This window comes from Mycolicibacterium hodleri, from assembly GCF_025822245.1.
GTDB classification, from domain to species: Bacteria; Actinomycetota; Actinomycetes; order Mycobacteriales; family Mycobacteriaceae; genus Mycobacterium; species Mycobacterium hodleri.
Genome location: NZ_JACKTL010000065.1, coordinates 1 through 11,874, shown reverse-complemented (window position 1 = coordinate 11,874; position 11,874 = coordinate 1). Strand labels below are relative to the sequence as shown.

Here is an 11,874-nt window from a genome sequence, read left to right as displayed (position 1 = left end):
CGTCAGTTCCGCCGGTCGGCGAAACCGGGCGGCAGGTCGGCAGGCGCCGCGGCGACGATGGTTTGGTCGTCGGCGCCCACGTACTCGAACAAGGTGATGTCGGCGAATTCCGGGACGACGTAGATCGGGTAGGTCGGGCCGGCGTCGCGGTAGGCCCGCATCTCGTCGAGGTGCTCGTTCTGGAACAGGACGGTCTTGGACCCGTCGAGGCGGATCCACTCGGGGAAGAAGATCGTGCCGTGCAGCCGTCGCAGCGCTGGCATGACGTTGACGACGACGCTCGTTCCGGTGGGCTCGGTCCAGGAGATCTTGTAGACCTCCGGCGCGAGGGTTACGAGGTCGACCGTCTGATCGCGCACCCACCGGCCGCCGACGTGACCGGTGTGGATCCGGTAGTCGATGGTGGTGGCGTTCTTGACGTACATCTCGTACTGCCACCCGTTGGCGTAGGTGTAGATGAAACGGTGTCCCACCAGCCCGTTTATGTCCGAGGCGCGGTCACTGTCGGTAGTGTCGTCGATGCTCACGATTTCAGTTTAGAACAAACTAGGTTTGTTAGGAACATAATTGTCGAATGCCGCGGCGCTCTCGCGCACGCTCGGCCCGCTGCGCCGCGCCGTACTGCGCGCGACCCGGTTGGCCGAGGACCTCCCCGATCTCCCGGAGACCCACATCGAAGTGCTGCGCACCGTGGCCGACACCCCTGGGTTGGGGCCGCCGGCGATCGCCGAGCAACTCCGACTCGCCCGCCCCACGGTCAGCAACCTGATGAAGACGATGCAGCGGGCGCACCTGATCGAACTGGCCCGCGACGTCGACGACGCCCGCCGCGTCCACGTCACCGCAACCGCGACGGCGTTGGAGCTCCTGCGCCGTTACGACGCTTCGAGCGAAGCGATCCTGACCGCGGCGATGAACGAACTGGACCCCGACGAACGAGCGGCCGTGGCGGCCGCGGTTCCCGCTCTGGCGAAGCTACGGTCGATCCTCTCCGAATCCGGCCGCTAGCGGCCCTCCAGCACCCTCTTCTTCTCCGCGTCGTACTCGTCCTGAGTCAAGGCGCCCGAGTCACGCAGCCGGGCAAGCGTTTCCAGCGTGTGCGCCCGGATGGCGTCCTCCGAGGACGCGGGGCTCGGCACGGCCCGAATCGGTGCCGGCGCGCCGTCGTCCGCCGCCCACTGCGGCGCGTCGAGACCACTGCGCCGCACCCTGACCGTCCAGGCCCGCGCGACGATCAAACAGGCGACGGCCAAGCCGAAGACTGCCGCCAGAATCCACGGCAGGTGGCCGTATCTGCTGCCGTGACCGAACGCGAGCGAGGGGTTGAGGTACGCGCTGACGTTGCCGTTGAGCTCGACGTCGTAGGTGCCGGCGACCGGGAGGTGGACGTATCCGATGCGAACCCGAGCGTCGTTGTTGACCGTCGTCGTCCCGCCGTAGTCCTCGGCGAGTTGCACGTCGACGCCGTCCGGTCCCGTCATCCGATAGGTCAGCGGCGGGACGGGCAGCCCGTTGCCGCCGCCGCCGACCAACACGGTGTGGAAGGTCACCGTCACCTGGCCCGCGGGCAACTCCAGACGGCTCGACCCGGGGATGGGAACCTCGCCGTAGGCGTCGTATTCGTCGAAGACGAAGGCGTTGAGCATCAGCGCGGCGACGAACCCGACCCCGGCCACGATCATCGTCACCACGGCGACGATGGTCGGTATCCGTGGCCCGGTCGCGCTCCTCATGGCTCGCAGTCTTCCACGTCGAAGCCGCAGAGGGGTTACCGTTTACGGTATGCCCGAATCGAGCGCGGTGGTGCGTCCGGAGCCGATGAACAGCGCCTCCTATACCGCTGCGTCGCGCCTGCAGGCAGCCGGATTGCGCCGGGCGACAGCACTTTTCGCCGACGCCGCGGCATCGGTTCCCCTCCCCCAGTCGCCACGGCCCATCGTGATCGCCGACTACGGCGCCGCGACCGGACACAACTCGCTGGTGCCCGTCGGCGCGGCGATCGCCGTGCTACGCAAGCGGACCCGGCCCGAGCACTCCATCCTGGTGACCCACACCGACGTGCCCGGCCACGACTTCGCCCAGCTGTTCCGCACCCTCAGCGACGATCCCGACACGTACCTGAAGAAGGACAAGGCGGCGTTCGCCTCCGCGGTCGGCCGGTCGTTCTACGGCCAGATCGTTCCCTCCAACAGCGTGAACCTGGCCTGGTCGGCCTGGTCGACCCAATGGTTGTCGCGCACTCCGACGCCGATCCCCGACCACCTGCTGGTGGCGCACAGCCGCGACGGGGAGGTGCGGGCCGCCTACGAACGCCAGGCCGCGCGCGACTGGCACGAATTCGTCGCGTTCCGCGGACGCGAGCTCAGTCCGGGCGGACGTCTCGTGGTGATGACCATGGCCATCGACGAGGACGGCGACTTCGGCTACCGGCCCCTGCTCGACGCCATCGCCGAGACACTCGCCGAACTGGTCGAGCGCCAAGTGCTGAGCGACGACGAGTCGACGGCGATGTCGATCCCGATCGCCGGGCGCCGCGCTCGCGACTTCCTGTCGCCCTTCGCCCCGTCGGGCACCTTCGAGAAGCTCTCCGTCCAACACCTCGAGGTGTTCCACGGTGACGACAGGTTCTGGTCTCAGTATCGAATCGACAAGAAGGCCAACGAATTCGGTGCCAAATGGGCAGCGTTCCTGCGAGGGACGGCCTTCCCGACCCTGGCCGCCACCCTGCCGGCCGACCGCCGCTCCGACTTCGTCGGCCGGCTCTCCACCGGGGTGGCCCAGCGGTTGGCCGCCGCCCCCGCCGAGGTGCGCATCCCGCTGGCGGCCGTCGTCATCGAGAAGCAGCGGCGCCCGCACCATTGACGGTCAGGGCGCCATTTCGTAGGCGCCGTCGTAGGCCTTGACCCGCTCCCACACGCGATCGAACCGCGCAGCGTCGGGCACCGGTTTGCGGACGGCCCCGAGCGCCCACTCCTGCTGCGCCGGGGTGGACGTCGGCTTGCCTTGCAGCGCAATGGCATAGGAGTTGAAGTCGTCGACCTGAAAGCCGAAGATCTGGTCGACGACGTCGTCGTCCAGACCGGTGAGTGCCGCCTGCTCGAGGATCAGCTGACCGTAGACGATCAACGAGAACAGGTGTCCGACGTTGAGCATGAAGTCGAGGTCCCTGGCCTGGTCGGCATCGGGTGCGGCCGCGAGCAGCATCTCCCGAAATGCCTGAGCCTGCTCGTAGAAGACGCCGACGTTGGGCACGTGGACGTGCTGCTCGTATGCCGGTGTCCAGTCGGCGAATTGAATGGCACCCGCCCCACGGGTGGGCCCCTGGTTCCAGAAGAACGTGTCGTCGGCCGCGTCGTTGCGGGTCGGAACGGCCGGGTACTCCTTGGGGTTGAGCATGTAGTTCGGCATGAACTTCAGCACCAGGCCCACGTTGACGTGCACCGTGCCCTCCAGCCGCGGCAGGCATCCGATGAGCTGCGCGACCTCGCGGAACATCGTGTTCTTCTCGTACCCCTTGGCGGCGACCACGTCGTGCAGCGCCCGCACGACGGTCTCACCCTCCATGGTGACCTTGGCCTTGGTCATCGGGTTGAACAGCAGGTAGCGCCGATCCTCCAGGCTGGCGCTGCGGAAGTAGTCGACCGCCCGCCGGCTGAAGGCCTTCATGGCGATCATCCGCGCATAGGCGTCGACGAAGTTGGCGCGCACGTGGCCGAAGTCGGTGACGGGGTTGCCGTACAGAATCCTGTTCTGCGCGTGGGTGATCGCCTCGTAGAACGCGTGTTCGCACATCCCGATCGACGATGAGCACAGGTTGAACTTGCCGACGTTGACGGTGTTGAGGGCGGCGCTGAACGCCTCCACCCCGGTGTGCAGCACGTCCTCGGCACGTACCGGATAGTTCTCCAGGCGGAACGTGCTGACATAGATCTGCATGTGCACCACGTTGTCGATCAGGTGGTAGTTCTCGTGACGGCTGTCGGCGGCGAAGAACACGTACCCGTCGTGTCCCTCGACGTCGCCGCGCCGACCGAAGACCGAGACCAGGCTCGCGACGTTGCCGTTGCCGATGTAGTACTTCTCCCCCGACGCTCGGTAGAGGATGCCGTTGGCGACGTCCTCCTCACTGGCCGGGGTCAGCACCATGTCGGTGCTGTAGACGTCGGCGCCGTGTTCGCGCTCGGAGAGCCCGAACGCCATCACCTCGCCCGCCTCGAGGTCGTCGGCGGCACGCAGCTTCGCGTCCTTGTTCTCGCTCTGCCACACCGGGCCCAAGCCGAGAATGGTGACCTGCTCGGTGTACCAGTAGGTCAGTCCGTAGAAGCCGAGGATCTCCGCCAGCGCGGCGTTACGAGCGCCGTCCCATCGCTTGTCGGGGTTTCCGTCGGCGAATTCCGACGGCGTCAGAAAGGTCGCGAACAGCTTCTCGCGCTTGACGAACTCGACGAAGTCGGCGGGCCACTGGGCCCGGAGGTCGTCGTCGAGGATGCGCTTCTTGCCCTGGCCCTCGAAGAAGTCGATCGTCGCGCGCAGCAGGCGACGCGTCTCGGCGTCGAACTCGGACGCGTCGTAGTGGTGCGGGTTGAACAGCAAGCCGTCGGTGCGGGGCAGAGCAGCAGTCATGCCCCCGAGCCTAGGGCTGCTGCGGTTGGAACGGTGACGGAACGAAGGGCAGACCGGGGATGGTCTGGTAGGGCAGCGTCGGAATGGCCGGCGCCTGGGTGGTCGAGCTCGTCTGCGGCGGCTGGGTGGTCGTGGTTGGTGGCGCCTCGGTCGTGGTCGTCGGCGGCGGGGTCTCGGTCGTCGACGGCGGTGGGGGCGCCTCGGTCGTCGACGGCGGGGGCGGCGCCTCCTGGGTCACCGTCACCGCAGGCGGTGGGGGCGCCTGCTCGATCACCGTGCGGTTCGGCTCCGACGGCACCTCCGCCGGCGCCTCGGAGGACGGCGGGGGAACCTCGGTCGACGGCCCCGGGGCCTGAGTGGTGGTCGCCGGGGCGGCGGGCGGCGAGTCCTCGCCTCGGAACAGCAGATACAGGACGACGCCGATGGCCAGCAGCGCCGCGACGACGGCGACGGCGATGATCCCGGTGGGCCGGCGATACCAGGGCACGGCGGCCGCCACGCGCGCGTCGTCCTCGTCGTCGACGAACGCGATCGGCGGCCGCGGGTCGAGGTAACCGTCGTCGGGACTCTCGGTCACCGGGTCGGGTTCGGGAATGTCGTCCGCGTCCGACCACGCCAGGGCGCGAAAGGTCGACGACGCCGGGGCGGCCTGGTCGACGGGTGGCAGCGGTGCGATCGGGGCGACGGCAGCGGGAGCCATCGCCGTCGCGCCGTCGGGCACCAGCCCGCGCGCCGCGGAGAGCCCGCCCCCGATCGCGGCGACCAGCTCGGGCCGGGCGGAGGTGATGACGGGCACCCGCAGCCGTTCCGAGAGCGACGTGACGAGGGCCGGGATGAGCGCGCCGCCGCCGACGGTGGCCACTGCGGCCAAGTCAAGTGGTCGAATTCCGCTGCGCTGCAACGTGTCCTGGATGACGTCCAGCAACCCGCCAAGCGGTTCGCGGATCGCCTCGTCGAGTTCGGCGCGGGTGATCCTCACCTCGGACTGCCGCCCGGGCAGGTCGACCGAGACCGACGCGACGGTGGAGGTGGACAGACGTTCCTTGGCTGCCCGGCACTGGCCGCGCAACCGGTTCAGGTTCCCGATCGCCGACGTCGACGACAGGTCGACCGATCCCGCCGCCGCGAGATCGCCGACGATCCGGGTCAGCAGCGCCTGGTCGACGAGGTCGCCGGAGAAGTCGGTGTGCCGCACCGTCGGGCCGATCGGCGCGAACCCGTTGGCGGCGTCGGCCAGGGTGATGCTCGTACCGGTTCCGCCGACGTCGCACAGCGCGATCACGCCGCGGCTCGGCACGCCGGGATCGTCCTGCAGGGCGACGAGCGCGGCGACGGCGTCCGAGCCGAGGGGCATCCCGTCGAGCTCGCGGCGCAGGGCCTCGACGGCGGCCGGTCCCCAGTGCGCCGGGTGGGTGACCCCGACCGCCTCGGTGGGTGGCCGCCCGCCCGTCAGCGCCGCCAGCAGGGACCTCAGCGCCTCGGCGACGAGGGCCTCGGCACGGTGGGAGGATCCGTCGGCGGCCACGATGGGGACCGGGTCGCCAACGCGGTCGACGAAGTCGGTGATGATCAAGCCGCGATCGGTGAGGTGGGGGTTTTCGCTGGGTACGCCGACTTCGGCGGGCCGGTGCGGATACCGCGTGAGCACCGGCGACCGGGTCACCGCCGACCGGCCTATTGCCACCGCCCGCAAAGCGGTGGCACCGACCGAGAGCCCTATACCGTCTGCCACGTCATCGAATTGTGCCTTGTCCAGCTATCAGGGGCAGATCCAGTGGGGTCACCCAGCCCGGCGGCAGGTCGTTGACGGCCGGCACCGCGTTGAGGGCGCGCAGGCCAGTGGCGAGGCAGCCCGCCGCCGCGGCGTCGCGTCCGGATCCGTCGGTGAACCGGAAGGCGGTCTCCTGGAAGATGCTCGGCGTGCCCTCGATGTCGACCCGGTAGACGTCGTTCTCGCTGCCCGACGGCCAGTCCGGCGCGGCGTCGGCGCCGATGCGGTTGACGTGCTCGAGCTGGATGCGCGTCTCGCCCTTGAAGACGCCGTTGATCGTGAAGCGAACGGCGGCCACGTTGCCCGGCGCGATGACGCCCTTGACGGTCTTGCGCTCGTCGGGGGTGACCCACTTGTCCCACGTGGTCGTGATCTCGTCGAGCTCGATGCCCGCGGCGTGGGCGATCATTGGAACCGTTGCACCCCAAGCGAAGACGAGGATGTCCGGCGTCTCGAGCAGCGGCCGGTGCTCGGGCGGCCGTCCGATGCCCATCTCGAATTCGTAGTCGCCTTCGTAGTTGGTGTAGTCGAGCAGCTCCGACGCCCGGACCGTGCGGACCTCCGAGCACAGCCCCATCAGCGTCATCGGGAAGAGGTCGTTGGCGAAACCGGGGTCGATGCCCGTGGTGAAGCACGACGATCCGCCCTCGTCGCAGGCGTCGGTGACCGGCTGAATCCAGTTGGGCGGGTTGAGGTGCATCTTGGGCCACACCCACGGCGTCATCGACGTCGAGCAGACGTCGATGCCGGCCCGGAGGAACCGCGTGATGAGTGCGATGTTGTCGTCGGCGTGCGCGGCGGTCGGTCCGTAGTGCACCACCGCATCCGGCTTCAGGGCGATGAGCGCGTCGACGTCGTCGGTGGCGGTCAGGCCGGTCGACGTGCCGAGCCCGCAGATCTCGCCGACGTCGCGGCCGACCTTCTCGGGATTGCTCACGCCGACGCCGACGAGGTCGAAGAACGGATGCTTGAGGATCTCGGCGATCACCATCCTGCCGACGAAGCCGGTGCCCCACACCACGATTCGCTTGCTCATCGTCAGCGGCACCTCTTGAGGCCGCCCGGATCGCAATACAGCGGATACCGGTCGACGGGGATGGGCAGCGGCCCGTCGAACGCGAGGGTGAACGGTGAGACGACGATCTTCGGGCCGACCTGGCCGTTGCACGCGGCGCTATTGCTGACCGACCGGGTGCCGGTCATCGTGAGGTCGTCGAACTTGTAGGTCTCCTGAACGGGTGCCCAGCTGCCGTCCGCGCACTGGAAACCCTCCTTGATGTTGGTGGAGAACGCCCACTGCCCGCCGGTCAGGCGGGCGTCACCACCGCTGACCCGTGGCGAGTTCGGCGAGACGTGCAGCCGGCACGCCACCGGAAGCTCGAGGTTGTCCCGCAGGTCACCCACCGTGGGAACACAGCTGGGGTAGATGGTCCACTTCGCGTGGATGTCACCCTGGTCGTAGCCGTAGATCCCCTCCATGACCTGATCCGCGCTGGCACTACCCGCGAATCCGAGCGTCGAGGTGAACAGGATTGCGGCGACGGCGAGCACCCGGGCGATCGTCATTCCCGGAGTATCGCAGTGCAGCGGGGTGGAAGTCAGCGGTTTGCCCGATGCGCACCGACCGGCGCCGTGGAGCGTGAGAGGGTCCACTCATGACTGATCTGACTGGGAAGGTCGCGCTGATCACCGGGGCGTCGACGGGTTTGGGCGCCGCGACGGCGCGAGTGTTCGCCGAGCGGGGCGCCACGGTCTTCGGAATCGCCCGCGACGCCGACCGGATGGCCGAGGTGTTCGCCGACGTGCCCGGCGGCCGGTTCTCCTCCGTCGACGTCACGACCTCCGCCGCGTGCGCGCAGGCGGTGGCCGACTGCGTGGCCGCGTTCGGCAGGCTCGACGTCCTGGTCAACGTCGCGGGCTTCCACCAGATGCGCCACACGACGACGATGTCGGACGAGGACTGGGACCGCGACCTGGCCGTCAACGTCAACGGCCCGTTCTACCTGTGTCGCGCCGCCCTGCCGCACCTGCTGGAGGCGGGCGGCAACATCGTCAACGTCTCCTCCATCGCCGGGGTCGAGGGCGAGGTCTACTCCGCGGGGTACTGCGCCGCCAAGCACGCCCTGGTGGGCCTGACGCGCGCCCTGGCCGTCGAGTTCACCAAGGACAAGCTGCGGGTCAACGTGGTCTGCCCCGGCGGCATGCCGACCGCACAGGCCACCGAATTCGAGGCACCCGAGAACGCCGACTGGGACTTGATCATGCGCATCGCCTCGCCCCGCGGCTTCATGGAGACCGCCGACGTCGCCAAGACCATTGCGTTCCTGGCCAGTGACGACGCCGCCGCCGTCCACGGCGCGGTGTACCGCGTCGACAACGGCAAGGGGGCGGGATGAGCACCGGACGTTCACCTGCACGACGATTACTGCGAGTGCGCCGTGCACGCGTAGCTGCCACAATCGCGCGGTGACCGACGTCGTGAGTACAGCAGCAGAAGAAGCCTCCCATCTCCGGTCCGGATTGGACGCCGAGGACCTGAGAGTGGCGATCACCGACCACCTCAGGTACACCATCGGCCGGCCCGCCGCCGCGCTGCGGCCAGACCACTACTACCGCGCGCTCGCGCTCGCCGTCCGCGACCGCATGCAGGACAACCGCGTCGCGTCGACGCAGCAGTCACTCGACAGCAGCGCGAAGGTCACCTGCTACCTGTCCGCCGAGTTCCTGATGGGGCCGCAGCTCGGAAACAACCTGCTGAACCTCGAGATCGAGGACGCCGCCCGCGCGGCGCTGGACTCGCTGGGTCAGGACTTCGACGAGGTGCTCGCCTGCGAGCCCGAGCCCGGTCTGGGCAACGGCGGTCTCGGCCGGTTGGCCGCGTGCTACCTCGACTCGCTGGCCACCCTCGAGCGGCCGGCCATCGGATACGGCATCCGCTACGAGTTCGGCATCTTCCGGCAGGAGTTCTCCGACGGGTGGCAGGTCGAGCTGACCGACAACTGGCTGGCCAACGGAAACCCGTGGGAGATCGCCAAACCCGACGTGAACTACCCCGTCAACTGGGGTGGTCACACCGAGCACTACATCGACGACTCGGGCGCCGACCGCATCCGCTGGGTGCCCAAGCAGGTCATCAAGGGCGTCGCCTACGACACGCCGATTCAGGGCTACGGCGTGCACACTTGCAACGTCCTGACGCTGTGGAGCGCCCGCGCCGTCGAGTCGTTCGCCCTGGACGCGTTCAACACCGGCGACTACTACAAGGCGGTCGAGTCGGAGGTCACCTCCGAGACGGTCACCAAGGTGCTGTACCCGAACGACGAGCCCGAGGCGGGCAAGCGCCTGCGACTGCTGCAGCAGTACTTCTTCGTGTCGTGCTCGCTGCAGCACGTGGTGCACATCATGGACGACCTCGCCGACGTGTCGCTCCATGAGCTACCGAAGCGTTTTGCGTTGCAGCTCAACGACACCCACCCGTCGATCGGTGTCGCCGAACTGATGCGCATCCTGGTCGACGAGCGTCGCCTCGGGTGGGACGAGGCCTGGGCGATCACCGTGGCCACCTTCGGCTACACCAACCACACGCTGCTTCCCGAGGCTCTGGAGAAGTGGCCGCTCGGCCTGTTCGGCGAGTCGCTGCCGCGCCACCTCGAGATCATCTACGAGATCAACAGCCGCTTCCTCGACGAGGTGCGGGCGAAGTTCCCCGGCGACGTCGAGCGGGTGCGGCGCATGTCGTTGATCGGCGAGGACGGCGGCCAGACGGTACGGATGGCCTACCTCGCCACCGTCGGCAGCCACGCGGTCAACGGTGTCGCGGCACTGCACTCGGACCTGCTGAAGGCCAGCGTGCTCAAGGACTTCTACGAGCTGTGGCCGGAGCGGTTCTCCAACAAGACCAACGGCGTCACGCCGCGGCGCTTCCTGGCGTTGTCCAACCCCGGCCTTCGCGGCCTGCTCGACGGCACCATCGGCGACGGCTGGCTGACCGACCTCGAGCGCCTGCGTGGTCTGGAGGCCTTCGTCGACGATCCCGAGTTCCGGCAGCAGTGGCGAGAGGTCAAGCGCGCCAACAAGGCTCGGCTGTCCAACTTCCTGCAGACCGCGACGGGCGTGCAGTTGGACCCCAGCTGGATGTTCGACATCCAGGTCAAGCGCATCCACGAGTACAAGCGCCAGCACCTGTCGGTCCTGCACATCATCAGGCAGTACTTCCGGCTGAAGATGGATCCGACGCTGGAGGTCGCGCCGCGCGCCTACGTGTTCGGCGGCAAGGCCGCCCCCGGCTACTTCATGGCCAAGCGAATCATCAAGCTGATCAACGCCGTCGGCGAGACCGTGAACAACGATCCGGACGTCAACAAGTTCATGAAGGTGGTGTTCGTCCCCAACTTCAACGTCCAGAACGCGCACCTCATCTACCCGGCGGCGAACCTCTCGGAGCAGATCTCGACGGCAGGCAAGGAGGCGTCGGGCACCGGCAACATGAAGTTCATGATGAACGGCGCCCTGACCATCGGGACGCTGGACGGTGCGAACGTCGAGATCCGCGAGGAGGCCGGGCCGGAGAACTTCTTCCTGTTCGGTCTGACCGAGGACGAGGTCGAGACGGTCAAGCGCAACGGATATCGTCCGTCGAGCTACGTCGACGAGAACGACGAGCTCAAGACCGTGCTCGGATTGATCTCCTCGGGACAGTTCTCCCATGGTGACGTCGAGGTGTTCCGGCCGCTGGTGGACAACCTCCTGCACGACGACCCGTTCCTCGTCCTGGCCGACTACGCCGCGTACGTGAACTGCCAGGACGAGGTCGCCGCGGCGTGGCAGGACCGCGACACCTGGTCACGGATGTCGATCCTCAACACCGCGCGCAGCGGCAAGTTCTCCTCGGACCGCGCGATCGCGCAGTACTGCGACGACATCTGGAACGTGCGGCCGGTGACCGTCGAGATCTGACGGGTCGGGAGCGGGTGGGCGTCAGCCTTGCTCGGCGGGCAGGGGTGCCCCGACCGGCGCCGGTGAGACCTGCGGCTGCCCCGCCAAACTGTCCACCACCGGACGCTGATCCGGGCAGCGTCAGCCTTGCTCGGCGGGCAGGGGTGCCCCGACCGGCGCCGGTGAGACCTGCGGCTGCCCCGCCAAACTGTCCACCACCGGACGCTGATCCGGGCAGTAATAGTTGATCCCCGCCGACAAGAACTGATAAATCGCCTGCTCCGAGGTCCCCCGCGGCAAATTCGTCTTCAAGAACACCGCCGCCTCACCGGCATTGGCGTCCAACCCCGTCCGCAACCGCTTGCACTCGATCTTCCCGATCCACGCGTTGTAATCCTTGGGCCCGTAGATCCCGTACACGTGCAACTCATTGGCAAAGTCGGTGTCCGGATCGGCATTCGCCGGCGCCACCGCACCCACCACCATCGAGCACGCCGCCACCGCAGACAGTCCAAAACGCGTCAAGGCCTTCATAGCCGGATCCT

Annotated in this window: 11 protein-coding genes; 4 read left to right on the top strand and 7 right to left on the bottom strand. The window is 68.1% G+C overall.

Features of this window, described 5'->3' with window-relative positions; translation table 11 throughout:
- Nucleotides 1-2 precede the first annotated feature (2 nt).
- Nucleotides 3-521 (bottom strand): phenolic acid decarboxylase, encoded by a 519-nt coding sequence (locus H7J06_RS26470; protein WP_308205838.1) that lies wholly within the window; start codon nt 519-521, stop codon nt 3-5.
- A 46-nt stretch (nt 522-567) separates the two neighbouring features.
- On the opposite strand from H7J06_RS26470, the gene H7J06_RS26465 reads away from it, so the two are divergent.
- The gene (locus tag H7J06_RS26465; RefSeq protein WP_264042377.1) at nt 568-1,008 is read left to right on the top strand and encodes a MarR family winged helix-turn-helix transcriptional regulator; all 441 of its coding nucleotides are present in this window, start codon (nt 568-570) and stop codon (nt 1,006-1,008) included.
- Here the strand turns inward: H7J06_RS26465 and H7J06_RS26460 are convergent.
- Nucleotides 1,005-1,733, bottom strand: a complete 729-nt coding sequence (locus H7J06_RS26460) for an SHOCT domain-containing protein (protein ID WP_264042376.1) — start codon at nt 1,731-1,733, stop codon at nt 1,005-1,007. The two genes, H7J06_RS26465 and H7J06_RS26460, sit on opposite strands and share 4 nt — an antisense overlap.
- A 49-nt stretch (nt 1,734-1,782) precedes the next feature.
- Between H7J06_RS26460 and H7J06_RS26455 the strand changes: the two genes are divergently transcribed.
- Nucleotides 1,783-2,862, top strand: a complete 1,080-nt coding sequence (locus H7J06_RS26455) for a class I SAM-dependent methyltransferase (RefSeq protein WP_264042375.1) — start codon at nt 1,783-1,785, stop codon at nt 2,860-2,862.
- Nucleotides 2,863-2,865: 3 nt separating this feature from the next.
- On the opposite strand, the gene H7J06_RS26450 is transcribed toward H7J06_RS26455, so the two are convergent.
- From H7J06_RS26450 to H7J06_RS26435, 4 genes are read right to left on the bottom strand one after another with little or no spacing between them, the layout of a single operon-like run.
- Entirely contained in the window at nt 2,866-4,623 is a 1,758-nt protein-coding gene (locus H7J06_RS26450) for an acyl-CoA dehydrogenase family protein (protein WP_264042374.1), read from the bottom strand.
- Between the two features lie 10 nt (nt 4,624-4,633).
- A complete protein-coding gene (locus H7J06_RS26445; protein ID WP_264042373.1) occupies nt 4,634-6,355 on the bottom strand; it encodes an Hsp70 family protein in 1,722 nt (573 codons plus the stop codon).
- A gap of 1 nt (nt 6,356) precedes the next feature.
- Entirely contained in the window at nt 6,357-7,430 is a 1,074-nt protein-coding gene (locus tag H7J06_RS26440; protein WP_264042371.1) for an NAD(P)H-dependent amine dehydrogenase family protein, read from the bottom strand.
- Between the two features lie 2 nt (nt 7,431-7,432).
- Complete coding sequence (locus H7J06_RS26435; RefSeq protein WP_264042370.1) at nt 7,433-7,960, bottom strand: hypothetical protein; 528 nt, start codon at nt 7,958-7,960, stop codon at nt 7,433-7,435.
- A gap of 89 nt (nt 7,961-8,049) precedes the next feature.
- Here H7J06_RS26435 and H7J06_RS26430 point away from each other — a divergent pair, with 89 nt between their 5' ends.
- Together H7J06_RS26430 and H7J06_RS26425 are read left to right on the top strand one after the other, a co-directional pair.
- On the top strand, nt 8,050-8,790 hold the full coding sequence (locus H7J06_RS26430; protein WP_264042369.1) for an SDR family NAD(P)-dependent oxidoreductase: 741 nt from the start codon (nt 8,050-8,052) through the stop codon (nt 8,788-8,790).
- 70 nt (nt 8,791-8,860) lie between these two features.
- Nucleotides 8,861-11,350: a glycogen/starch/alpha-glucan phosphorylase gene (locus H7J06_RS26425; RefSeq protein WP_264042368.1), complete on the top strand. Its 2,490-nt coding sequence runs from the start codon at nt 8,861-8,863 to the stop codon at nt 11,348-11,350.
- A 120-nt stretch (nt 11,351-11,470) separates the two neighbouring features.
- Here H7J06_RS26425 and H7J06_RS26420 read toward each other — a convergent pair whose 3' ends face one another.
- Complete coding sequence (locus tag H7J06_RS26420) at nt 11,471-11,815, bottom strand: DUF732 domain-containing protein (RefSeq protein ID WP_264042469.1); 345 nt, start codon at nt 11,813-11,815, stop codon at nt 11,471-11,473.
- Nucleotides 11,816-11,874: the final 59 nt, after the last annotated feature.